The organism is Rhizobium sp. AN5 (genome assembly GCF_900215255.1).
In the GTDB taxonomy this organism is placed as follows: Bacteria; Pseudomonadota; Alphaproteobacteria; order Rhizobiales; family Rhizobiaceae; genus Agrobacterium; species Agrobacterium tumefaciens.
Genome location: NZ_OCMJ01000003.1, coordinates 609,207 through 632,016, shown reverse-complemented (window position 1 = coordinate 632,016; position 22,810 = coordinate 609,207). Strand labels below are relative to the sequence as shown.

At 58.9% G+C, this 22,810-nt stretch carries 19 protein-coding genes; 6 read left to right on the top strand and 13 right to left on the bottom strand.

Annotation, left to right across the window (positions count from 1 at the left end):
- Positions 1–17 precede the first annotated feature (17 nt).
- Together CRP02_RS06270 and CRP02_RS06265 are read right to left on the bottom strand one after the other, a co-directional pair.
- Positions 18–1,115, bottom strand: a complete 1,098-nt coding sequence (locus CRP02_RS06270; RefSeq protein WP_097170582.1) for a DNA alkylation repair protein — start codon at positions 1,113–1,115, stop codon at positions 18–20.
- 318 nt (positions 1,116–1,433) lie between these two features.
- On the bottom strand, positions 1,434–2,870 hold the full coding sequence (locus CRP02_RS06265) for an NAD-dependent succinate-semialdehyde dehydrogenase (RefSeq protein WP_003511213.1): 1,437 nt from the start codon (positions 2,868–2,870) through the stop codon (positions 1,434–1,436).
- A 624-nt stretch (positions 2,871–3,494) separates the two neighbouring features.
- Here CRP02_RS06265 and CRP02_RS06260 point away from each other — a divergent pair.
- From CRP02_RS06260 to CRP02_RS06245, 4 genes are all read left to right on the top strand, one after another.
- Positions 3,495–4,001: a molybdopterin-dependent oxidoreductase gene (locus CRP02_RS06260; RefSeq protein WP_003511212.1), complete on the top strand. Its 507-nt coding sequence runs from the start codon at positions 3,495–3,497 to the stop codon at positions 3,999–4,001.
- Between the two features lie 21 nt (positions 4,002–4,022).
- The gene (locus CRP02_RS06255; RefSeq protein ID WP_236742517.1) at positions 4,023–5,945 is read left to right on the top strand and encodes a putative bifunctional diguanylate cyclase/phosphodiesterase; all 1,923 of its coding nucleotides are present in this window, start codon (positions 4,023–4,025) and stop codon (positions 5,943–5,945) included.
- 163 nt (positions 5,946–6,108) lie between these two features.
- Positions 6,109–6,804, top strand: a complete 696-nt coding sequence (locus CRP02_RS06250; RefSeq protein ID WP_097171265.1) for an FkbM family methyltransferase — start codon at positions 6,109–6,111, stop codon at positions 6,802–6,804.
- Between the two features lie 335 nt (positions 6,805–7,139).
- Positions 7,140–7,976 (top strand): alpha/beta fold hydrolase, encoded by an 837-nt coding sequence (locus CRP02_RS06245; protein WP_097170581.1) that lies wholly within the window; start codon positions 7,140–7,142, stop codon positions 7,974–7,976.
- Positions 7,977–8,031: 55 nt separating this feature from the next.
- On the opposite strand, the gene CRP02_RS06240 is transcribed toward CRP02_RS06245, so the two are convergent.
- The 7 genes from CRP02_RS06240 to CRP02_RS06210 all read right to left on the bottom strand — a co-directional run bounded on the left by CRP02_RS06240 (position 8,032) and on the right by CRP02_RS06210 (position 15,395).
- Positions 8,032–9,414 (bottom strand): FGGY-family carbohydrate kinase, encoded by a 1,383-nt coding sequence (locus CRP02_RS06240; RefSeq protein WP_097170580.1) that lies wholly within the window; start codon positions 9,412–9,414, stop codon positions 8,032–8,034.
- Complete coding sequence (gene rhaM, locus CRP02_RS06235) at positions 9,411–9,734, bottom strand: L-rhamnose mutarotase (protein WP_003511206.1); 324 nt, start codon at positions 9,732–9,734, stop codon at positions 9,411–9,413. Before rhaM ends, CRP02_RS06240 begins: the two co-directional genes overlap by 4 nt.
- Before the next feature lie 3 nt (positions 9,735–9,737).
- Positions 9,738–10,748 (bottom strand): ABC transporter permease, encoded by a 1,011-nt coding sequence (locus CRP02_RS06230; protein ID WP_003511205.1) that lies wholly within the window; start codon positions 10,746–10,748, stop codon positions 9,738–9,740.
- Positions 10,745–11,746 (bottom strand): ABC transporter permease, encoded by a 1,002-nt coding sequence (locus CRP02_RS06225; RefSeq protein WP_097170579.1) that lies wholly within the window; start codon positions 11,744–11,746, stop codon positions 10,745–10,747. The genes CRP02_RS06230 and CRP02_RS06225 overlap by 4 nt, the downstream gene beginning before the upstream one ends.
- Before the next feature lie 13 nt (positions 11,747–11,759).
- Entirely contained in the window at positions 11,760–13,295 is a 1,536-nt protein-coding gene (locus tag CRP02_RS06220) for a sugar ABC transporter ATP-binding protein (RefSeq protein ID WP_179783953.1), read from the bottom strand.
- Positions 13,296–13,505: 210 nt separating this feature from the next.
- Positions 13,506–14,516 carry a rhamnose ABC transporter substrate-binding protein gene (gene rhaS / locus CRP02_RS06215; RefSeq protein ID WP_003511200.1) on the bottom strand — a complete coding sequence of 337 codons (1,011 nt, stop codon included), beginning with the start codon at positions 14,514–14,516 and terminating at the stop codon, positions 13,506–13,508.
- 48 nt (positions 14,517–14,564) lie between these two features.
- Complete coding sequence (locus tag CRP02_RS06210; RefSeq protein ID WP_097170578.1) at positions 14,565–15,395, bottom strand: DeoR/GlpR family DNA-binding transcription regulator; 831 nt, start codon at positions 15,393–15,395, stop codon at positions 14,565–14,567.
- Between the two features lie 200 nt (positions 15,396–15,595).
- Here CRP02_RS06210 and CRP02_RS06205 point away from each other — a divergent pair, with 200 nt between their 5' ends.
- Positions 15,596–17,692 (top strand): bifunctional rhamnulose-1-phosphate aldolase/short-chain dehydrogenase, encoded by a 2,097-nt coding sequence (locus tag CRP02_RS06205; RefSeq protein WP_097170577.1) that lies wholly within the window; start codon positions 15,596–15,598, stop codon positions 17,690–17,692.
- A 100-nt stretch (positions 17,693–17,792) separates the two neighbouring features.
- The gene (gene rhaI / locus CRP02_RS06200) at positions 17,793–19,085 is read left to right on the top strand and encodes an L-rhamnose catabolism isomerase (protein WP_097170576.1); all 1,293 of its coding nucleotides are present in this window, start codon (positions 17,793–17,795) and stop codon (positions 19,083–19,085) included.
- 198 nt (positions 19,086–19,283) lie between these two features.
- On the opposite strand, the gene panB is transcribed toward rhaI, so the two are convergent.
- The 4 genes from panB to CRP02_RS06180 form a co-directional block, all read right to left on the bottom strand.
- Positions 19,284–20,123 carry a 3-methyl-2-oxobutanoate hydroxymethyltransferase gene (panB, locus tag CRP02_RS06195; protein ID WP_097170575.1) on the bottom strand — a complete coding sequence of 280 codons (840 nt, stop codon included), beginning with the start codon at positions 20,121–20,123 and terminating at the stop codon, positions 19,284–19,286.
- The gene (gene panC, locus CRP02_RS06190; protein WP_097170574.1) at positions 20,120–20,998 is read right to left on the bottom strand and encodes a pantoate--beta-alanine ligase; all 879 of its coding nucleotides are present in this window, start codon (positions 20,996–20,998) and stop codon (positions 20,120–20,122) included. The genes panB and panC overlap by 4 nt, the downstream gene beginning before the upstream one ends.
- Before the next feature lie 118 nt (positions 20,999–21,116).
- Positions 21,117–21,893 (bottom strand): enoyl-CoA hydratase-related protein, encoded by a 777-nt coding sequence (locus tag CRP02_RS06185; RefSeq protein ID WP_097170573.1) that lies wholly within the window; start codon positions 21,891–21,893, stop codon positions 21,117–21,119.
- Positions 21,883–22,809, bottom strand: coding sequence for a hydroxymethylglutaryl-CoA lyase (locus CRP02_RS06180; RefSeq protein ID WP_097170572.1), 927 nt, complete (start codon positions 22,807–22,809; stop codon positions 21,883–21,885). The genes CRP02_RS06185 and CRP02_RS06180 overlap by 11 nt, the downstream gene beginning before the upstream one ends.
- Between the last annotated feature and the right edge of the window lies 1 nt (position 22,810).

Below are 22,810 nucleotides of genomic sequence, written 5' to 3'. Positions count from 1 at the left end.
GGACACTCTCACCAGCCTCATATCAGCAGTTCGAAAGAGGCCTCGGCCGCCAGCCTGCCATTGACCATCAGGTCAACCTTGTGAACACCCGCATAGTGCTTGCGGGTGGTGAAATCACGCATGGCGCGGCTTATCGAGAGCGCGCATGTTTCGCCCGGCTGCAACTCGATTTCTTTCCACTTGAATACTTTCGCGGAGGCGTCACTGTTTTTTTTCACGTAATGCACGGCATAATCGATCACAAGCTTCTGCGGGCTTTCTGCCGTCGAGGTGAAAGAAGCTGAAATCCGCACCGGATTACCAAGAGCGACCTTTTCAGGAGAAACCTGAAACGCCGAAAGCGCAATCTGCGCTTCCTCATGCGCACCGAAATGGGCGAGTGCGGCAGCGTCGCCTTTCTTGACCAGAGTGCGCAAGGCCTGCCGCACGATCCAGCGTGTATGCGGGTTTTCCCTCGGCCATGTGTCGATGAGCGCCAGCACGAAAGCGGGATTGTCCTTGGTGATGTCGTTCAGATGATTGGCGACGGATTTGCGCACGTAAAGTGCCTCGTCGGCTTTCATGGCATCGAGGATTGCTGTGACCGGCGAGGGATCATCGATCAGGGCTTTGAGCTGGAACGACCATGGCAGGCGCGGCCGGCAACCCTCGCTCGCCAGCCTTCGCACATGCTCGTTGTCTTGTCGCGACCATGTTTCCATCACGGCAAGTGTTCGGGCCAGATCCCTTTGCAGGAAATGGCGGATGGCAAATTCCGCGGAGCCGAAACGGGTGAAATATTGCAGCGCCTGCATGGAAAGATCGAAATCGTCGAGACCGTAAAGCGCCACATATTCCGGCAGCGAAATGGATGCGAAACCGTTGCCTATCCCGGGTGCTGCGGCTGTCAGAATTTCGATGTTGCGGGCATAGTCGCCGGGAAGCGTGGCGTGCAGGCTGGTCGCCACCTGCCGCATGCGCTGCATGATGCCCAGCGCTTCGAGATTTGTCGTGGCAAGCGCCATGAAGGCGGGAACATCGAAAGGCGCATGAACGGCTTTAGTCTGATCGGCGATGTGTCGCAGTTTTTCGTGGTTGAAGATTTCCTTCAACGCAGGTGCCGCTGTCTCGCTCATATGGCCTCTCAAAGTTCACTTTTTGTTCTTTTAGGGCATGATGAGGATGGAGGCAAGGGAAGGTGGTTCTACCGAAGAAAAGACATAGCAAATCTTGCTTCTTCACAGATTGACGAAGGCCTTTCACTCCGTCATTCCGGGCTTGATCCGGCATCCGGCCACTGCGCGCCTGCGCGGTGAATAGTCTTTTGCGGTCAATGACTTGATCGTGCTGGACCCCGGATCTAGTCCGGGGTGACGATGCGTGGAGATTCCGGGTTCGCCAAATTCAAGTTCAGGGCGGATATTGTCACCCGCCCCGAGTTTGCATCCAGAGCTTCAGCTCATCTGGCTGACGAATTTCGTTTCCAGATAGGCCTGAACCGCCTCCGAACCGCCTTCCGTGCCATAACCGGAATCCTTGACGCCGCCGAAGGGGACTTCGGGAAGCGCAAGGCCGTTGTGGTTAATGGTCAGCATGCCCGCCTCGACCTGGTGGCCGAGCGCATGCGCAGTCTTGACCGAGCTGGTAAAGGCGTAGGATGCAAGGCCGAAAGGCAGGCGGTTCGCTTCGTTGATGGCGTCGTCGAATGTCGAGAAGCGGTTGATGATGGCGACTGGACCGAAGGGTTCGTCGTTCATGATCTTGGCTGTCACGGGCACGTTGGCGAGCACCGTGGGCTCGAAGAAGTTGCCCTTGTTGCCGATTCGGCGGCCACCGGTCTTCAGTTCCGCGCCATGGGAAACGGCGTCGTTGATCAGACCTTCCAGCGCTGGGATGCGGCGCTCATTGGCGAGCGGCCCCATGACGACACCTTCTTCCAGGCCGTTGCCGACCTTGATCGCCTTCGTGGCTTCCACGAAACCTTCAAGGAAGCGATCCGCCACACCGTCCTGCACGAGGAAGCGGGTGGGAGCGACGCAGACCTGACCGGCATTGCGGAACTTGGCAAGCGAGGTCACCTCGATCGCTTTTTCGATATCGGCATCGTCAAAGATCATCACTGGCGCATGACCACCGAGTTCCATCGTGGCGCGCTTCATGTGCTTGCCGGCAAGGGCTGCCAGATGTTTGCCGATCGGCGTGGAGCCGGTGAAGGAAATCTTGCGGATGACCGGATGCGGGATCAGATATTCCGAAATCTCGGATGGCACGCCGTAAACGAGACCGATGACACCTGCCGGCACGCCCGCATCCACGAACGCTCGGATCAGTTCCGCCGGCGATGCCGGTGTTTCTTCCGGGGCCTTGACGATGATGGAGCAGCCCGTGGCAAGGGCAGCCGACAGCTTGCGGACGATCTGGTTGATCGGGAAGTTCCATGGCGTAAACGCCGCGACGGGACCAACCGGCAGCTTGATGGCAAGCTGGGAAACGCCGGTTGCACGCGCCGGAATGACCTGGCCGTAGGTGCGACGTGCTTCTTCGGCGAACCAGTCGATGGTATCGGCGGCGCCCATGATTTCGGTTGCTGATTGCGACAGCGGCTTGCCCTGCTCGCGGGTCATTATATATGCGATCTTGTCCTTGCGCTCACGCAGTATGTCGGCTGCCCTGCGCATGATCTTGGAACGCTCGAAAGGCGAGGTGTCGCGCCAGACCTTGAAGCCACGCTCGGCAGCGGCAAGCGCCAGATCGAGGTCCGCCTTTTCGGCATGGGCGATCGCGCCGATGATTTCGTCGGTCGCAGGGTCGGATACGGCGATCGTCTTGCCGGAAACGGCGTCTCGCCATTCGCCATCAATGAGAAGTTTGATGTCGGGATAGGTGTGCATAGGGACTACCTTCATGATGCGGCCGATACGGCAGGGTGCCGTCCAGCCCGGAGACGTGAACAGAATTTTCCTGACCGGACTATGTCCGGTATCGCCGCTTTCGCTGCGCGGAACGGGCGTCTGGGCATTTCCGGCAAGAGGGAGCTGAAACGCCGGAAACGGAAATGACAGCTCTTATATTAAGTTGCGTACGGTATGTTTCAACCGTTCGCTCTGGCACTCGCCATGATTTTTCTGTGATGCGGAACTTGTCTCTCGGCTTTCCTGTCTGACAGGCAGGCGGATGCAGAACGCGCGTTGGTCTTGTCCGGCGCGCGCGAATCATGTGTTGCTGTTTGTGAGCAAGTACGCATATGCCACAATTCGGCCTTTGTCGCACCAGACGGATTGATAGGAAGACATAGCTTGTAGTGTTGCTTGCGTCATAACAGGGCGTGAAGTGTAAAAAAGTACAATAAGACGGAAAAATTATCCAAATGGTTTACTCAAAACCTAGAGAAAATACGGATAAAATCTCACTAAGGATATAACATTCATTCCTGATATATATTGCGAGCGTCGGTTCCCTTGACCCTCAGAGGTTGGCGAAAACCCCTCGACCTGAACGCTAGATGGAGAAAGAGTATGAGTTTCGCCCGGGTACTTCTCAGTGCGTTTCTGTCGCTCATGTGGCTTTCCTGTGCCGAGGCCGGGACGATCGCCAAGCCGCAAGGCAAGCCGATATTGACCATCTCCGGAAACATCACCAACACCAATGCCGATGGCGCTGCGGTATTCGACCGCGACATGCTGGAGGGATTGGGCATGGTGACGGTGGAGACCACGACGCCCTGGCACGATGGCCGTGTTCGTTTTGACGGCGTGTCACTGGCAAAGTTGATGGATCTCGTCGGCGCAAAAGGCACCAGCGTAACGGCAGTTGCACTCAACGATTATGTGAGCACCATACCGGTTGAGGATTTTAAGAAATTTAACGTTATCCTCGCGATCAAGCTGGATGGCAACTACATGACAGTCCGCGAAAAGGGTCCGCTGTTTGTCATCTATCCCTATGATAGCGACCCGGAATTGCAGAAGCAGACCTATTATTCGCGGTCCGCATGGCAAGTTGCCAAATTGATAGTGGAATAAAGGTGCCGTTTGCGAAAACTTGTGGCGGTGATCATCTGTTGCTTCGTCCTGGCAACGGGCTATATCGCTTTCGTCATTGCCGAGCGTCAGACCGCTCTGCAGAAATTTGCCCGCTATAACGATTCGTGGGCGGTCAGTCAGACCGTGGCGGAATATCTCCGCCTTCAGAACAAATTGGCCGTTTTTGCGCTCAGTCCCGGTGTCATAGACCGGGACGAATTGCAGCTGCGCATGGACATCATGCTAAGCCGCCTGGAGCTGTTGAAGCAGGGTAACCTCGGCGCTTTCATCAATGAAAAACAGCAATGGCGGGATCTCGTAACCCGCCTTGACGCGGTTCTGGCCCGCCTGGAACAGCAGATGAACACCCTGGAGCCAAGGGATGTTCCGGATCTGCTCTCCGAGATGAGCTCGCTCGATGCGCCGATGACGACGCTGGCTTCGTCGTCGGTCGCCTATGACGTCAATCTGATCGATACGGCCCATGAGGACGTGCGCAAGCTGCATATCGTCTACACCGCGCTTGCGGGCGGATTGATCCTGTGCGGCATCGCGCTGGTGATATTGCTGCTTCGCCAGAACGATCTGTTGAACCGCGCGCAGAAAAGCATGCGCGGGCTGACGGACGACCTGCGCGCCGCCACGCTTGAATTGCAGGCCAAGAATGTCCGGCTGGAGCATGATGCCTATCATGATGCGCTGACGGGCCTGCCGAACCGATCGCTGTTCCGGCAGGAACTGATCGAGCGGTTGCGCCGCTCCTTCGGCGGTAATGGAACCACGGCCATTCTTCTACTTGATCTCGACGGGTTCAAGGACGTCAACGACACGCTTGGCCACGATTCGGGCGACGCCCTGCTTCAGGCCGTGGCACAGCGCCTTTCGGGGATCGGCGGTGATTACGACATGGTTTGCCGCCTTGGCGGCGATGAATTCGCTGTCGTGTCCGATGATCTCAATGAGGACACGGCGCGCCGACTCGCCTCCAAGCTTATCGAGCAGATCAGCCGGACCTACCAGCTCGGCGAGCAGGAGGTGAAAATCGGCACCTGCATCGGCATTGCCATATCGCATGGTACCGTCGATGCGGATGAATTGTTCAAGCGCGCGGATCTGGCGCTTTATGAAGCCAAGGCCATCGGCCCTGGCCGGGCGAGTGTTTTCAAGGTCCGCATGCAGAAGCAGCTGACCGAAAAGAAATCCTTCGAGGCCGATCTGCAGACGGCGCTGCAGAACGACGAGATGGAGGTCTATTACCAGCCGCAGGTGGCGACGCAGACCCGCAAGCTTTGTGGCTTCGAGGCACTTTTGCGCTGGAAACATCCGGTGCGCGGCGATGTTCCGCCCAGCGTGTTCATCCCCGTTGCGGAAAGAACCGGCCTTATCCATTCGCTCGGAAAATGGGTGATGGAGACCGCCTGCCGCGAGGCGATGCGATGGGATGAGGACATGAAGGTGGCGGTCAATCTCTCGCCGGTTCAGTTCCACAGTACCAACCTCATTCAGAACGTGATGGGTGCGCTTGATAAAAGCGGGCTGGAGCCGAGCCGGCTCGAGCTTGAGATCACCGAATCGATCCTGCTGAACAAGAGCGACCAGACGATCAACACGCTGACGCGGCTGAAGGCCGTCGGCATCCAGATCGCCATGGACGATTTCGGCACCGGTTACTCCTCGCTTGCGAATTTGCGCGGCGTGCCGTTCGACAAGATCAAGATCGACCGGTCATTCCTGCGCGATATTACCAGCGACCGCGACGCGCTGGCGATCGTCGAATTCGTGGTCGGCGTTGGGCGCAGCCTCCGAATGACCACCATCGCCGAAGGCATCGAGACGGAGGAGCAATATGAGCTGGTCAAACGTCTGGGATGCGATCTGGTACAGGGCTATCTGATCAGCAGGCCGTTGCCGGCCAAGGAACTGGTGGCCTGGAGTTCCGTTTGAACGGGTTTGCTTTCGAACAGGGCAAGCCATGTTAAATTTCAGGGGATACATCGCTGCCAGCGAAAACCAATACCGGTTGTCGCACCGATACTGTAGAGCATTCGCGGTCTATGCGGGATCGTTCTGTTGACGAGACCGTGTTTTGAGAAAGGGCTTGGAAAACATGGAAATTCTGGACGTGCATGGAGTAGCCCTGCCTCTTTCTTCCGATGAGGTATCGCCCGTCATATGGCAGGCGCTGACCGACGGCAGCTATGAGGCGAAAGAGGCCCGCAGCGTCCTGAAAGCCATCAAGCCCGGCGACCGCGTATTGGAACTGGGGTCCGGCATCGGCATCATAACCTCGATCATTGCCGGTATTAAGGATGTTTCCGTTTGGGCATTCGAGGCCAATCCGTCCACAGCGGCACTGGCGGAACGGGTGATCAAGGCAAATTGCCGTGGCAATGTCGTGTTTTCCCAAGGGCTTCTCACGGCTGACGAGCCGCGTACCTATCCCTTCTATGTCCGCAAGGATCTCTGGATGTCGTCCATGGACGAAAATCAGGGTCCTTATGAAAAGCGCATCGAAATCTCGTCCGAGAATATCGATGCGTTTGTCGCCAGCCGGGGCATCACTGCGCTCGTGATGGATATCGAGGGCGCGGAACGCGATCTGCTCGGCAATGCCGAGCTTGCTGGCGTGGAACGGATATTCGTCGAGCTGCACGATCACCTTTATGGCCTCGAAGGTGTTCGCGACATCATGCAGGCACTGACCGCCAAGGGTTACGCGTATGATCCGCGCGGTTCACGCGGCCCTTGCGTATTGTTTTCCAAGGACGACAGCCCGAGGGAATACGATCCCGACGTGGATTGAGAGTTCGAGCAACTTAGCGAGTTTCGTTTCCGGCGGTATGCAGGCGCGGCCGCGCCCTCACGCCGTTGATTACAATTTAAAACGCAACTTATCCGGTTGGTTATTTCAATCCGTTTGCGTCTTCTGTCGCAACTTTTCGGTCGTGGTGCCGTTTAGCGCCGGTACCGGGGCGTAAGACAGCGGGCGGCACGGCCATTATTGCCAGATCAGCAATTCATTCAGAATTATTGTTGCAATTGTTGCGGCTGTTTTCCTGCGTCATCATCCCTCCATCAAACCGGCGCACAACATAGATCGCACCGGAAGATGCCAACGCAACCGAAGGAGAAACGATCATGGGCTTTGTTAAGACGACAGATGGAACAGACATCTTCTACAAGGATTGGGGCCCGAAGGATGCTCAGCCCATCGTGTTTCACCACGGCTGGCCACTCAGCTCCGACGACTGGGATGGACAGATGCTGTTTTTCCTCTCGAAAGGGTATCGTGTCGTCGCCCATGATCGCCGTGGTCACGGCCGCTCCGCGCAGGTTTCCGAAGGTCACGACATGGACCATTATGCCGCAGACGCCTTTGCCGTTGCAGAAGCGCTGGACCTGAAAAATGCCGTGCATATCGGCCATTCCACCGGCGGTGGCGAAGTGGCACGTTATGTTGCCAAACACGGTGAACCCGCAGGCCGCGTCGCCAAGGCCGTTCTGGTTTCCGCCGTGCCGCCGCTAATGCTCAAGACCGAGGCCAACCCCGAGGGCCTGCCGATGGAGGTTTTTGACGGCTTCCGTTCAGCACTTGCCGCAAACCGCGCGCAGTTCTTCCGCGATGTGCCCTCCGGCCCGTTCTACGGCTTCAACCGCGATGGAGCGACCGTTCAGGAAGGCGTGATCCAGAACTGGTGGCGGCAGGGTATGATGGGCAGTGCCAAGGCGCATTACGATGGCATCAAGGCATTTTCGGAAACCGACCAGACCGAAGACCTGAAGGCCATCAGCGTGCCTACACTCGTGCTGCACGGTGAAGATGACCAGATCGTGCCGATTGCGGACTCTGCGCTGAAATCGGTGAAGCTCCTGAAAAACGGTACGCTGAAGACCTATCCCGGCTTCTCGCACGGCATGCTGACCATCAATGCCGATGTGCTCAACGCCGATCTCTTGGCCTTCATCAAGGCTTGATCCTTTTACAAAACGGAATGCGGCTGGATACCCGGCCGCATTTTGTCGTCTTGCGTCAAGCCAGGCGGGCCTGCCATTCGCTGCGATAGGCGGGAAGCCCTGCAATGGCATCGGGAGCGAAATGACGCTCGCGGCCGGCAAGTGGTTTGATACCGGTGAGGAGTGCTGCCCCGGCACTGGTGCCTGTGGAACCGCTGACGGCGATGACCTCAATTTCGGCAAAACCTGCCAGCGCCTTGAGATAAAGCGCATTGCTGGCGAATGGCCCTTCGACCAGTATCGGGCCTTTCCGCCCGATGAGCGATAGACTGAACTCCGTCATCAGGGCGAGATAAAGCGCCGCTGCCGCGTGCCGTTCAGCAACCGTGGCATTATCGTCGGCCATCCAGCGCGCTGTTTTGCCGGGGAAGGGGCCGGAACCGCTGACGACGCTGGGCAACAGCATCATGCCTCTGGTGAGCACGCCGCCGAGAGCGGCTTCGGTTTCTTCGTCCGGAGCAGGTCCGAATTGTTGCGTCAGCATTTCATATTCCCTGCCGCCCATGAAGCGGGAGGAAGGAACGGGACGCCCGAGGGCATCGACATTCAAAAGTGTATCACGGGCGGGATCCAGCGCCTCCGCCGTACCGCCGATGGCGAAATTCACCACCCAGGTGCCGGTGGAGACGACCGAAAAATCACCCTGCCGCCGCAGCAGATGCGGCAGGAGCGAGGCGTTGGAATCATGGATGCCGCAATAGACCGATATATCCGCCGAAAGCCCGGTTTCCAGCGCCACCGATTCGCGGACTGGCCCGAGTACATCGAAGGCGGAGCGCACCGGCGCCATCAATTGCGCAATGCCCAAGCGCTCGACCAGCGATGAAAACGCCTTCAGCCGCGGATTCCACAAGTCCGTATGGCAACCGAGCGAAGTCGTCTCGGTGGCCTGAACGCCGGTCAGCCGCCCCGCCCAATATTGCGCATAGGTGACGATGCTGCGCACCCCAGCGAATTCCTGCGGAAAGGCGGTTTTCTGGAAATGGATTTGTGCGCCAAGGTTCAATCCGGCTGGAAGCGAGGGCGAGCCGGTTTCAGCAAAATCTGGCCTGATGCGGAGATAGGCTTCCGCAACGCTTGCGGGGTAGCTGTGCTCGTAATCCAGCACAGGCATGGCAAGATCGCCGTTTTCGTCAAGAAGTGCGGCAGACGCGCCATGGGTCGTGATGGAAATAGCGTCGAAACCCGGCTCTTCCGCGAACCGCCGCAGAGAGGTAAGAATGAAGCTCCAGAGCATCTCCACATCGTAATGCGGATAGATGCCGTCGCGAAGGACGGGGTTGGAACGTCTGTCACCGGTTATCTCTTCGCCACTTCCGGTGTCGATGACAACGACCTTGGCATTGGTCTTGCCTATATCGATGACCGCGACGCGGCGTGGCTTTGTCATGTCATTCATGGCAGGTGGAACACAGTCACAAGGTCAGTCGCGACAGGCGAATTATCGGGATTGCTTTCCATGATGTCAGCCATATGCGCCCACCATTTCTTCATCACTGGATGCTCGGGCAATGCTGCCATGCCGTGGTTCTTCGGGCGGGTCAGCACGCCGAACAGGATGTCGGTTTCCGGGTCGAGGTGGATGGAATAGTCGCTCACACCCGCTTCGTGCAGGAGAGCAACCAGTTCCGGCCATATCTCGTCATGGCGCCGCCTATATTCGGCTTGCTTGCCGGCGAAGAGTTTCATCTTGAAAGCGTGTTTCTCTAATTCCGGCATGGTTTAGCCTCTGATGGCGCGAAGGCGGCGCACAACGATGGGTATGGCGATGGTGATGATCAAAAGCAGGCCGACGAAGATCGACATGACGATGCCAGGCACGTTCAGAAGACCGAGGCCGAAGGTGACGAGGCCCATGACGAAGGCAGCGATGACGACGCCTGCAATGGTGCCGGAGCCGCCGAGAATGGACACCCCGCCGAGCACCACCATGGTCACGACTTCAAGCTCCCAGCCTTGAGCAATCGAGGGGCGGGTGGAACCGAGCCGCGAGGTGAGGCAGACGGCGGCGATGCCGCTCATCAGGCCGGTCAAAAGGAAGAGGATGAATTTCACCCGTTCGACGGGAATACCGGAAAAACGGGCGGCAAACGGATTGTTGCCGATGACATAGACCTGCCGGCCGAAATTTGTGGCGTGCAGCAGAATGGCGAAGATGACGGCCATGGCGAGGAACAGTACGAATTCGAAGGAGATGACCGAGTACACGTAACCCTGACCGAAATAGGCGAAATCCGCCGGATATTTGCCATAGGCCTGATCACCCAGCACCATATAGGAAATACCGCGAAACAGGCTCATCGTTCCGATGGTGACGACGATGGATGGCAGTTTCAGGCCAGCGACGAGAAAGCCGTTGAACGCCCCGCAGAGTAGCCCGGTACCGATGCCGATGGCGACGAGCCCCGGCGTGCCGACACCCATCTGCACCGCCGCACCCATTGCGGTGGAGGCGAGAGCGATGATGGCGGCGACTGAGAGATCAATCTCGCCAGCGATGATCAGAAGCGCCATCGCAAAGGCGATGATCGCCTTTTCGGTGAAGTTGAACGTCGCGTCGGACAGGTTCCAGGCATTGAGGAAATAGGGCGAGGCAAACGAATTGGCGATGAAGATGAGGATCGCGACGCCGAGCAGCAGCACTTCCCAGCTCGCCAGGAGACGGCGCAACGGCGTGCCGAGCTTGTCTGGAATGATGCGCGGCTTCTGCGCCGGTTGAGAATTCGTACTCATGCTGCGGCCTCCTTGGCCTGATCGCTTGCCGCCCGGTCGCGCAGGATGATGCGCCCTTTTCGAGCTTCGGCGCGGGCGTTGAAGACGACGGCGAGCACGATAACCACGCCGGAAATCGCCATTTGCGCGAAGGGAGAAATGCCGATGACGGGCAGGGCGTTCTTGATGACGCCGAGAAACAGTGCGCCGAGCACAGCGCCTGCCACCGAGCCGATGCCGCCGGCAATGGAGATGCCGCCAATCACATTTGCCGCCACACTATCGAGTTCGAAACCGGCGGCGATATCCACATAGGCGACGGCATAACGCGATACCCAGAGATAGCTCGCAAGTCCTGCCAGTGCACCCGACAGAACGAAAGCCAGAAAGCGTGTGCGGCCGACATCGATGCCGGCATAGACCGCAGCGCCCGGATTACCGCCGGAAGCGTAGGCGGAGCGGCCGAAAGAGGTGCGGCTGAGCACGAGCCAGGCGCCGGCGATGATAAGGATGGCGACCCAGGATAAAACCGGCATGCCGAGGATCATGGTGCGCGGCACGTTGAGAAAAGTCGGCGAAAGCTGGTGCGCATTCACCCAGCCGCCGCCCGAAAGCACGAAGGCCATGCCGCGATAGATGGTGAGCGTGCCGAGCGTGACGACGATGGGCGGAATGCCGAGCCACCAGACCAGCACGCCGTTGATCGATCCCAGAAACGCGCCGATGCCGACCGCCATGGCGATGAGAAGCGGCAGTGGAATTCCCGGAAAGGCGGCATTGGTCATCGCCACCGCCATGCCGGTGAAGGCAAGGTTAGCGGCAACCGAAAGATCGATGGATTTGGTCAGAATGACCGCCATCTGGCCAAGCGCCAGGATGATGAGGATGGAGGTATCGTTGAAGATATTGACGAGATTGGCCGGCTTACCGAAACCGGGCGCGCGCAGCGCAAAGCCTGCGATCATGATGACGATGATGCCCGCCAGCAGCCATTCGCGATTTTTGAGAAAACGTTGCATGGTTTTGCCCCTCTCAGGCGTTGCCGGTGGCGGCGCGCACCAGCTTTTCCGGAGAAAAATCGGCGCGTTCGAACAGACCTGCCATCAGGCCTTCGCGCATGACGATGGCGCGGTCGGACATGCCGAGAATTTCGGGAAGTTCAGATGAAATCATGATGATGGAGAGACCTTCGGCTGCAAGCTCGCTGATGAAGCCGTGCACGGCGGCCTTCGAGCCGATATCGATGCCCTTGGTGGGTTCATCGAGAATAATGACTTTCGGCTGCGTGGCGAGCCATTTGCCGATCACCACCTTCTGCTGGTTGCCGCCGGAAAGCGTGCCGACAGGCACGGACAGGGCGGCGGCGCGCAGGTCGAGGCGGGAGGCATATTTGCGCGCCAGAGCAAATTCGTTTGCGGCGGCGAGAAAGCCCTTGCGAGAGGTGCGGGCAAGAGAGGGCAGCGACATGTTCTGGTAGATCGGCATGTCCAGCGCCAGCCCATGCCGTCCGCGCTCTTCCGGAACATAAACGATACCGGCGCGGATCGCATCCTCCGGCGAACGGATAACGAGCGGTTCGCCGTTGAGCGTAATCTGTCCTGAGGCCGGGCGGGTGATGCCGAAAAGCGACTGGCACAGTTCCGACCGCCCGGCACCGATCAGCCCGTAAAGACCAAGAATTTCGCCTCTGCGCAGATCGAGAGAAATATCGCGAAATTCTGTCTGGTGTGAATAATTGCGGACTGACAGAACCGTCGGGCCGAGTGTGACCGCCTGTTTCGGAAAGGCGTTCGTGACGTCGCGGCCAACCATCAGGCGCACGATCTCGTCCTGCGGTGTAGCCGCAAGATTACCCGCGCCGACCATCTTGCCGTCCCGGAATACGGCGTAATTTTCAGCGATTTCATAGACTTCGTCGAACTTGTGGCTAATGAAGAGGATGGCCTTGCCCTGCCGCTTCAGGTTTTCAACGATGCGGAACAGATCATCGATTTCCTTGCGGGAAAGGGCGGCTGTCGGTTCGTCCATGATGACGATCCGTGCCTCGACGGAAAGCGCTCTGGCGATTGCCACGAGGTGGCGCTGCGCGATGGAAAGGTCCTTCAGCCGAATGGACGGATCGATGGTGCTTTCGAGCTGTTCAAGCAGGACCCCGGCGCGCGCATTGATGGTCTTCCAGTCAATGAGGCCGAAACGGCCTTTGGGCGCATGACCGAGGAAGATGTTTTCGCCCACGGAAAGCTCATCGAAAAGCACGGTCTCCTGGTGAATGGCTGTCACGCCGGCATCGATGGCATCCTGTGCGCCGTGAAAGGTGACAGGCCGGCCATCGAGAAGGATTTCCCCTTCATTCGGGCGGTAGATGCCGGTGAGAATTTTGACGAGCGTGGATTTTCCAGCACCGTTCTCGCCGATCAGCGCCGTGACCTTGCCGGGATAAAGCGCGATATCGACGCCATCCAGCGCCTTCACGCCGGGGAATATCTGGCTGATGCCGCGCATTTCCAGAATGGGCGTCGCGCTGGAAGTCTCGGTAACGTCTAAGATTTTGGTTTCAGCACGCATCATTCCGTCTTACCGGTTGGTTTTGAGTGAAGCGGCGAGAGGCACCCCCCTCTGCCCTGCCGGGCATCTCCCCCACAAGGGGGGAGATCGGCAAGCGGATAACACCCTGCCTATGGAACGAGCGGGTGCGGCATATCGATCTCCCCCCTTGTGGGGGAGATGCCCGGCAGGGCAGAGGGGTGTTAGCCTCCGCACTGCCGGAAATTATTCAGATCAGAAAATCTTCGAGAACTGATCGATGTTCTTGGCGTCGTAAATGAAGGGATCGGCCATGGCCGCTTCGCTATTTTCGCCGACCTTGATCTTGCCCATGCGGCCGGCTTCGATTTCCGAGCCCGGCTTGCCGTCGGCTTCGCCCTTCACAAGGCGGTAGGCAATCTGGGTGGCGGAATAGCCGAGGTCGATCGGGTTCCAGATGGCGAATTCCTTGGTTGCGCCTGATTTGATGGCGCCAGCCATCTCCGAGGGCAAGCCAAGGCCCGTCACAAAGACCTTGCCGATCTTGCCCGCATCCTTCACGGCCTGAGAAGCCGCAAGAACGCCAACCGTCGTCGGTGCGACGATGACCTTCACATCAGGATGGGAGGAAAGCAGTCCCTGTGCTTCGCGGTAACTCTTGTCGGCAAGGTCGTCACCGTAAACGGTGGTAACGAGGTTGAGGCCGGGGAAGTCCTTCAGCTGCTTCTTCATCTCATCGATCCAGATATTCTGGTTCGTGGAGGTGGTGGTGGCCGAAAGGATGGCGAAATCGCCCTTGCCGCCTTCCAGGTGCGATGCGGCAAGCTGCAGGCACATCTTGCCGATCAGCGCGTTGGACGAGGGGTTGAGCTGCAGAATGCGGCCTTCAGGTGCCACGCCGGAATCCCAGGAGATGACCTTGATGCCGCGCTGCGCCGCCTTTTTCAGCGCCGGAACCACGGCGTCCGGGTCATTGGCGGAAATGGCGATGGCATCCACACCCTGCGCGATCAGCGAATTGATGACCTCGATCTGGCCTTCCGCCGTTGTGCTGGTCGGGCCCGTATAGATGATCTCGACACCGCCGAGGTCTTTTGCAGCCTCCTGCGCGCCCTTGTTGGCGGCTTCGAAAAAGCCGTTGCCAAGTGATTTGACCACCAGCGCGATCTTCACATCGGCTGCCTGGGCAACGCCGCCAAGGCCCGCGACGGAGAGCGCCGCGCTAAGTGCCAGGACGCTCGTCAATGTTCTGCGTGTAAGTTTCATGTTCCTTTTCCTCCCGTTTTTGAACCTGTTCCTCCCTTCGGTGCTTCCTCAAGCGACCGAAGAGGAATCCTCCTCATCCGGCGGGTTGGCTATCTTGCCATCCCCCGCTGCGCCGGTGATCAGCAATTCGACGCCGGCATTTTCAACCATCCGCGCCGCCTCATCCGAAATCCCGTCATCGGTGATGATGGTCGAGACGTTTTCGAGTGGGCATAAAATCAGGCTGGATCGTTTTTTGAATTTCGAGGAATCGACCATCACGATCAGCTCTTCCGCCTGCCGCATCAGCTTCTGCTCGCTCTGGATGACCAAAGCGTCCGATTCCATGATGCCGAGTGCGCCGACACCCTGCGCGCCGAGAAAAATTCGCCTTGCGTAAAAATTCCGGATGGCATCGTTCTCGAAGGGCGACAGGATGAGGCTTTGATCGCGATAGATCGCGCCACCAGGCACGCTGACATTGCATTTGGAATGTTTGACCAGATGCTCCGCAATCGCGAAGGAATTGGTCATCACCTGCAACCGTCGCGCCGCCATGTAGTGCACCATCTGGAATGTGGTCGTGCCACCATTCAGGATGATCGCATCACCATCATTACAAAGATCGACCGCTTTGCGCGCAATTGCGCGTTTCTTGTCGATGTTGACCGATTCGGACACGCGGAACGGCCGCGCGGCCAGATTGCCCAACTGCGGTGGATGCACCGCTTCGGCACCGCCACGCACGCGCCGCAACTTTCCCTGAACATGCAGGGACGCAATATCCCGGCGGATCGTTGCTTCCGACGCATCCGTCAGTTCGGCAATATCCTGCACCGTCACGACAGCTTTTTCCTGTGTGGCGCTCAAGATGATGCGATGGCGTTCGCGTTCGTGCATGTGGTCCTCCTGATTGTGATTATTCGCAATCTCTTTACGTTGTCAATCAAGAACGATCAAATTAATCAATATCGCGCTGCAACATGAAAATTTATGATCGTTTTTGATTGACATTATGCTTTTGTATGCGCGATATCTGCCGTCAACGGAGGCGGGCCGATATCGGCACCGCGAATGCAGACTTGACTTGGGAGGAAGACATGACGGGAAAATCCCGCCTTCTCGAAAGCCGTTGGGACGATGCCTATGCCAAAACGCTCGATGAGCCTGGCAAGCTGCTTTATCGCTCCAATCTGCTTGGCGCCGACAAGCGCATCACCAATTACGGCGGCGGAAACACATCCGCGAAGGTGCTCGAAACCGATCCGCTGACGGGCGAGGAAGTCCGCGTCATGTGGGTGAAAGGGTCCGGCGGCGATGTCGGCACCATCAAGCTCGATGGCTTTGCGACGCTTTATCTCGACAAGCTGGAAGCGCTAAAGGGCATTTACAAGGGTGTCGAGGACGAGGACCGCATGGTCGGCTTCCTGCCGCATTGCACCTTCAACCTCAACCCACGCGCCGCCTCCATCGATACGCCGCTGCACGGTTTCGTGCCTTTTGATCATGTCGATCATATGCATCCGGATGCGATCATCGCGATTGCCGCCTCCAAAAATTCGAAAGAACTGACGCAGCAGATCTTTGGCGCTGACATCGGCTGGCTTCCCTGGCGCCGTCCCGGTTTCCAGCTTGGTCTCGATCTCGAGGCTTTCGTAAAAGCCAACCCCGAGGCCAAGGGCGTTGTGCTGGAAAGCCACGGTCTGTTCACCTGGGATAACGACGCCAAGACATGTTACGAACTGACGCTCGCCATCATCAACAAGGCGATCGAATGGTTTGCGGCCAAGACCGAATGCAAGACGATTTTCGGCGGTGCCGTTGCCAGGAGCCTGCCCCTTGCCGAACGCCGCGCGATTGCTGCGCGGTTGATGCCGGAAATCCGTGGTCGGATCGGCCGCAAGGAGCGCAAACTCGGCCATTTCGATGATCAGGACGCGGTTCTGGAATTCGTCAATTCGAAGGATCTGAAGCCGCTCGGAAATCTCGGCACCTCCTGCCCGGATCATTTCCTGCGCACGAAGATCCGCCCGCTGATCCTCGATCTCGATACGGCAAATCCCGATGTGGATGCGCTGACAGCCGGTCTCGACAAGGCGCTAGAGGCCTACCGCGCCGACTACGTCAGATATTATGAAGCGTGCCGCCACAACAATTCGCCTGATATGCGCGATCCGAACCCGGTAATTTTCCTGATCCCCGGCGTCGGCATGCTGTCCTTCGCCAAGGACAAGGCGACCGCCCGTATCGCCGGTGAATTTTACGTCAACGCCATCAACGTCATGCGCGGCGCTTCCACCGTGTCCGAATATCAGGGTCTTCCCGAACAAGAAGCCTTCGACATCGAATATTGGCTGCTGGAAGAGGCAAAGCTCCAGCGCATGCCGAAGCCGAAAAGTCTTGCAGGACGCGTAGCCTTTGTCACCGGCGGCGCCGGCGGCATCGGCCGGGCGACGGCGGAAAGGCTGGCAGCGGAGGGCGCCTGCATTGTTCTCGCCGATATTGACGAGGCGGCGCTGGAAGCGGCCAAGGGCGATTTCGCGAAGCGCTACAGTGCTGATGCGGTGCGCAGCGTCAAGCTGGATGTGACGCAGGAAGACGCTGTCATTTCCGCCTTTGCGGAAGCGAGCGTGGAATTTGGCGGCGTGGATATTCTCGTCTCCAATGCCGGCATCGCCTCGTCTGCACCGGTGGAAGACACGACGCTTGCCATGTGGAACAAGAATATCGATATTCTCGCGACGGGTTATTTCCTCGTGTCGCGGGAAGCATTCCGGCTGCTGCGGCGGCAGAATCTCGGCGGCAACGTGGTGTTCGTCGCCTCGAAAAACGGTCTTGCCTCTTCGCCCAATGCTTCTGCCTATTGCACGGCTAAGGCGGCGGAAATCCATCTTGCCCGTTGCCTTGCTCTGGAAGGGGCGGAAGCCGGCATTCGCGTCAACACCGTCAATCCCGATGCCGTTCTGCGCGGTTCGAAGATATGGAACGGCGAGTGGCGCGAGCAGCGCGCGGCCTCGTCCAAGATCGAGGTCACCGATCTGGAGGAACATTACCGCAAGCGCTCGATGCTGAAGCTCAACGTGTTCCCGGAAGACATCGCCGAAGCGATCTACTTCCTCGCGTCCGACGCGTCGGCCAAATCAACCGGCAATATCATCAATGTCGATGCCGGCAATGCGCAGAGCTTTACGCGGTAGGAATTTCGGCACGTCTCACCTCCGTCCTTCCGGCTTAAGGCCGAAATGACGGAGGTGGCGATGATCGAGCATGCACTGGACCGATTCCGGGGAGGAAGAGATGACCGACACCAAAATCGCCGCCGATGTGATCGCGGCCGAAAACGACAAGCGCGCCGCCGCGCTGAAGGATGACTATGACGCGCTGGGCAACCAGCTTGCGCGCCGCAACATCGATATCGATGCTGTCACCGCCAAGGTCGCGGAATTCTTCGTCGCTGTTCCATCCTGGGGCGTCGGCACCGGCGGCACCCGTTTCGCGCGCTTTCCTGGCGAAGGTGAGCCCCGCGGTATTTTTGACAAGTTGGATGATTGCGCCGTCATCAACCAGCTGACACGGGCGACCCCGAATGTCTCCCTGCATATTCCGTGGGACAAGCAGGACCCGAAGCGTTTGAAGGACCATGCCGACACGCTGGGTCTCGGCTTCGACGCCATGAATTCCAATACCTTCTCGGATGCACCGGATCAGAGCCATTCCTACAAATACGGTTCGCTCAGCCACACCGATGCCGCAACGCGGGGCCAAGCCGTGGAGCACAACATCGAATGTATCGAGATCGGTAAAGCCATTGGTTCCAAGGCGCTGACGGTGTGGGTGGGCGATGGTTCCAACTTCCCCGGCCAGAGCAATTTCACCAGAAGTTTCGAGCGCTATCTCGCCGCCATGGCCGATATCTACAAGGCGCTGCCGGATGACTGGCGCATCTTTTCCGAACACAAGATGTTCGAGCCGGCCTTCTATTCCACCGTCGTGCAGGATTGGGGCACCAACTACCTCATCGCCAATACGCTCGGTGAAAAGGCTTTCTGCCTCGTCGATCTCGGCCACCATGCGCCGAACACCAATATCGAGATGATCGTCTCCCGGCTCATCCAGTTCGGCAAGCTCGGTGGTTTCCACTTCAACGATTCGAAATATGGCGATGACGATCTGGATGCCGGCTCCATCGAGCCTTACCGCCTGTTCCTCGTCTTCAACGAGCTGGTAGATGCCGAACATCGTGGCGTGAAGGGCTTCGATCCCGCCCACATGATCGACCAGTCGCACAATGTGACCGACCCAATCGAAAGCCTGATTTCCAGTGCCAACGAAATCCGTCGCGCCTATGCGCAGGCGCTGCTGGTGGATCGCGCGGCTCTCGACGGTTACCAGCAGGACAACGATGCGTTGATGGCCTCCGATACGCTGAAACGGGCCTATCGCACCGATGTCGAACCGGTTCTCGCCAAGGCAAGGCAACTGGCGGGCGGCGCGATCGATCCTGTCGCCACCTACCGGGCGAGTGGTTATCGCAAACGGGTTGCGGCGGAACGCCCGGCTTCGGTCGGTGGCAGCGGCGGGATTGTTTAGGGGGGGGGTGAGGGGATAGGCGGAGAAGCCGAGCCTGCTTACAAACCTTGCCTCAAACGCGACGTCATCCTCGGCCTTGTGCCGAGGATCTGCCGACATTTCACAAAATAGATAGGTAGCAGATGCTCGGGACAAGCCCGAGCATGACGAAGGTGAAGGTGTCCGTCACCACCTCACCACCTCCTCTGCGCCGTTTCCTCACTCCCCCGAAGGCGATTGCCTGCGGACCTGAAACGTATGCTCCGGCCCCGGAAACGCACCGGAGCGCACCTCTTCGGCATAACCTGCCGCTGCCTGCGAAACGGTCGCACCCAGATCGGCGAAACGTTTGACGAATTTCGGTTTGAAATCGGTGAAGAGACCGAACATGTCGTCGGAAACCAGCACCTGCCCATCGCAGGCCGGTGATGCGCCGATGCCGACAGTCGGGACGGAGAGTTTTTCGGTCAATTCGCGCGCAAGCGGCTCGACGGTGCCTTCGACGACAATGGCGAAAGCACCGGCCTGATCGACCGCAATCGCATCGCGCCAGATTTTCTGCGTTTCTGCATCCGAATGTCCGAGCGAGCGGAAACCTCCGGCGGTGTGGACCAGCTGCGGCATCAGCCCGACATGGCCAAACACCGGAATGCCGCGCGCCACGAGAAAGGCGATGGTTTCGGCCATTTCTTCGCCGCCTTCCAGCTTCACGCCATCACAGCCGGTCTCCTGCATCAGCCGCACGGCGTTGCGGAACGCCTGTTCCTTTGATTCCTGATAGGTCCCGAAGGGGAGATCGACGATGACGCAGGCGTGTTCCACACCACGCATGACGGCGCGGCCATGGGCGATCATCATATCCAGCGTGACGCCGACCGTCGTGTCCATGCCATAAAGCACCATGCCGACTGAATCGCCAACCAGCAGCAGGTCGCAATGCGGATCGAGCAGGCGGGCAATCGGCGTCGTATAGGCGGTGAGGCAGACGATGCGCGCACCGCCCTTCATTTGCCGGATGGAGGCTGTCGTCAGCCGCTTCTGTTTCGCGTGCGCGCTCATCGTGCAGCCTCCTGTTTGCCGGTTTTATCACGCCCGATGACGCGGTTGTCGAGAAGGCGGGTGCTGCCGACCCGCACGAACAGCGCCACCAGCACAGGCCGCGCCTGCAGCGAAGCCACGGGGGCCAGCGTGTCCGGATCGCGCACCGCCACGACTTCGGGCAATGCCAGCTTCTCGGTGGCGATGAATTTTTCTATTGCTGCTTCGAACGCGGACGGGTCGTCGCAGCCCTCATTATACAGCCGCTCGGCCTCATCAAGCGCGCGCGGCACAATCACGGCGGCGGCACGCTCTTCAAGGCTCAGATAGACATTGCGCGAGGAGCAGGCAAGCCCATCCAACTCACGTACGGTGGCGACGGGAACGACGCGGACTGGCTGGGCGAGATCTTCCACCATGCGCCGGATCAGCGTTACCTGCTGGTAGTCCTTTTCTCCGAAATAGGCGACATCCGGCTGCACGAGATTAAAAAGCTTGGTGACAACAGTCGTAACCCCGGCAAAATGCCCCGGCCGTACCGCACCTTCCAACTGGCTTCCCAGTTCCGGCGCATCCACCACGGTCTGCATCGGGCGCGGATACATCTCCGTCACCTCGGGTGCGAAAAGAATGTCGACGCCTGCCTCTTCCAGCAGCGCGCTATCGCGGGCGAGATCGCGGGGGTAACGGGCAAGATCCTCATTGGCTCCGAATTGCAGCGGATTGACGAAGATCGAGACCACCGTCACGTCGTTCTCCGCCTTTGCTTTGGCAACCAGCGTCAGATGGCCGATATGCAAAAAACCCATGGTCGGCACGAAGCCGACGGTCTTGCCATCGCGGCGAAACGTGGCGGTCAGACCGCGCAATTCAGCGACGGTTTTTACAAGGCGCATAGGTTCTCCTCCGGCTCCCCGATCGCCCTCCGGCGAAAGGTGGTGGATAGAACTCGATTTGCCGAACGGGGTCAACGCGGCTGCGGGCATTATATCGATTAAGACCTTGAGCGGTGGTTCAGGACCCGCCAGCCCAGATCGGCGGGCGTTTTCCAGCAAAGGCGTCTCTGCCTTCGCGTGCCTCCTCGCTGCTGCTTATTTTCGCGATGACGCTTTCGGCAAAGGCGAGCCGTTCACTGGCCGGCATGTTGCGCATCGTCAGCAGCGCTGCCTTTCCGGCGGCGACTGCGCCCGGCGCGTTCTGCCGCAAGCGGGCGAGTACCCCCTCGATTACGCCATCGAGTTCGGCACGTGGCGCCGTGCGGTTGATAAGGCCGATCCCTTCGGCTTCTGCGGCGGTGACCGGTTGCCCCAGATAGGCCATTTCGTGAAGGCGGCTCAGCGGTATTTTGGCCAGAAGTTTCGCCGCCACCATGGCCGGGAAAAGCCCGACGCAAACTTCCGGCAGGCCGAACTCAGCATGATCGGCGGCATAAGCGAGATCGCAGGCCGCGATAAGGCCGAGCCCACCCGCCAGCACCCGGCCATTGACGCGGGCTATGACGATCTTTTCGCACATTTCGATGGCGCGTATCACATCGGCGATGGGATTTGTTCCGTCTCGCGAGAGGAACATGCCGCCAGCGCTTTCCTTCAGATCGGCCCCTGAGCAGAAGCTACGGTCGCCCGCTGCCGTTATCACCACGGCACGCAGGTCGTCGTCGCTGGAGGCCGTCCGGATCGCATGCGTCAAGGCGTCCGTCATCGCGGCGTTCATGGCGTTGTGGACGTCCGGCCGGTTAAGCGTCAGCCACAGAACGTCCTTGCGCTTCTCGCTCAACAGCTCATCCACCATGTGCATTATCCTCCATCTTTACGGCAAGCAGTGCCTTACCGGCGCGTGCCGCATTTGCCCTGCCGAGATGGCGACTTATCCAGTCTCCCGTTCTCGCCACCGCCATCAGGTCGATGCCGGTTTTGATGCCAAGCCCGTGCAGCAGATAAACAACGTCTTCGGTGGCGACATTGCCGCTTGCGCCCGGCGCAAAGGGGCAACCGCCGAGCCCGGCCACGGAACTGTCGAACACGCAAATACCTTCCTCAAGCGAAGCCAGCACATTGGCGACGCCCTGCCCATAGGTGTCGTGGAAATGCATGGCGAGTTTTTCGCACGGGATGCGGGTCGATACATGTTGGATGAGCTTGCGGATTTGCCCAGCCGTGCCGACGCCAATCGTATCGCCGAGCGAGATTTCGTAGCATCCCATGGCGACAAGCGCTTCAGCCATCGCCGCCACATCATCTGGCGCGACCGCGCCGTCATAGGGGCAACCGGCGATGCAGGAGACATAGCCGCGCATGCGGATGTTCCGGCTGGCCGCTGCCTCCGAAACATCGCGCAGGCGCTCGAGGCTTTCGGCGCGCGAACAGGCGATATTGTGCTGGCTGAAGCCTTCGGATGCGGACACGAAAACGGCTATCTCCGTCACACCGGCTTCAACGGCGGCCTCGAAACCCTTGATGTTGGGAACGAGCGCCGGATAGGCGGTATTGGGATGTCGTTTGAGGCCTAGAAGCACCTCCTTCGACCCTGCCATTTGCGGAACTTTTTTTGGCGAAACGAAGGCTCCCGCCTCCACCGCCGCCAATCCGGCCGCAGCCAGCCGCTCGATCAACCCGATCTTGATGGCGGTGGGAACCTCAGCACTTTCGTTTTGCAGGCCATCACGTGCGCCGACCTCGACGATTTTGACGGTTTTGGGCAAGGCCATC

Coding starts and splice junctions, on each gene's coding strand:
- CRP02_RS06270 (WP_097170582.1), bottom strand. CDS start 1,115: ATGAGCGAGACAGCGGCACCTGCGTTGAAGGAAATCTTCAACCACGAA.
- CRP02_RS06265 (WP_003511213.1), bottom strand. CDS start 2,870: ATGCACACCTATCCCGACATCAAACTTCTCATTGATGGCGAATGGCGA.
- CRP02_RS06260 (WP_003511212.1), top strand. CDS start 3,495: ATGAGTTTCGCCCGGGTACTTCTCAGTGCGTTTCTGTCGCTCATGTGG.
- CRP02_RS06250 (WP_097171265.1), top strand. CDS start 6,109: ATGGAAATTCTGGACGTGCATGGAGTAGCCCTGCCTCTTTCTTCCGAT.
- CRP02_RS06245 (WP_097170581.1), top strand. CDS start 7,140: ATGGGCTTTGTTAAGACGACAGATGGAACAGACATCTTCTACAAGGAT.
- CRP02_RS06240 (WP_097170580.1), bottom strand. CDS start 9,414: ATGAATGACATGACAAAGCCACGCCGCGTCGCGGTCATCGATATAGGC.
- rhaM (WP_003511206.1), bottom strand. CDS start 9,734: ATGCCGGAATTAGAGAAACACGCTTTCAAGATGAAACTCTTCGCCGGC.
- CRP02_RS06230 (WP_003511205.1), bottom strand. CDS start 10,748: ATGAGTACGAATTCTCAACCGGCGCAGAAGCCGCGCATCATTCCAGAC.
- CRP02_RS06225 (WP_097170579.1), bottom strand. CDS start 11,746: ATGCAACGTTTTCTCAAAAATCGCGAATGGCTGCTGGCGGGCATCATC.
- CRP02_RS06220 (WP_179783953.1), bottom strand. CDS start 13,295: ATGATGCGTGCTGAAACCAAAATCTTAGACGTTACCGAGACTTCCAGC.
- rhaS (WP_003511200.1), bottom strand. CDS start 14,516: ATGAAACTTACACGCAGAACATTGACGAGCGTCCTGGCACTTAGCGCG.
- CRP02_RS06210 (WP_097170578.1), bottom strand. CDS start 15,395: ATGCACGAACGCGAACGCCATCGCATCATCTTGAGCGCCACACAGGAA.
- CRP02_RS06205 (WP_097170577.1), top strand. CDS start 15,596: ATGACGGGAAAATCCCGCCTTCTCGAAAGCCGTTGGGACGATGCCTAT.
- rhaI (WP_097170576.1), top strand. CDS start 17,793: ATGACCGACACCAAAATCGCCGCCGATGTGATCGCGGCCGAAAACGAC.
- panB (WP_097170575.1), bottom strand. CDS start 20,123: ATGAGCGCGCACGCGAAACAGAAGCGGCTGACGACAGCCTCCATCCGG.
- panC (WP_097170574.1), bottom strand. CDS start 20,998: ATGCGCCTTGTAAAAACCGTCGCTGAATTGCGCGGTCTGACCGCCACG.
- CRP02_RS06185 (WP_097170573.1), bottom strand. CDS start 21,893: ATGGTGGATGAGCTGTTGAGCGAGAAGCGCAAGGACGTTCTGTGGCTG.
- CRP02_RS06180 (WP_097170572.1), bottom strand. CDS start 22,809: ATGGCCTTGCCCAAAACCGTCAAAATCGTCGAGGTCGGCGCACGTGAT.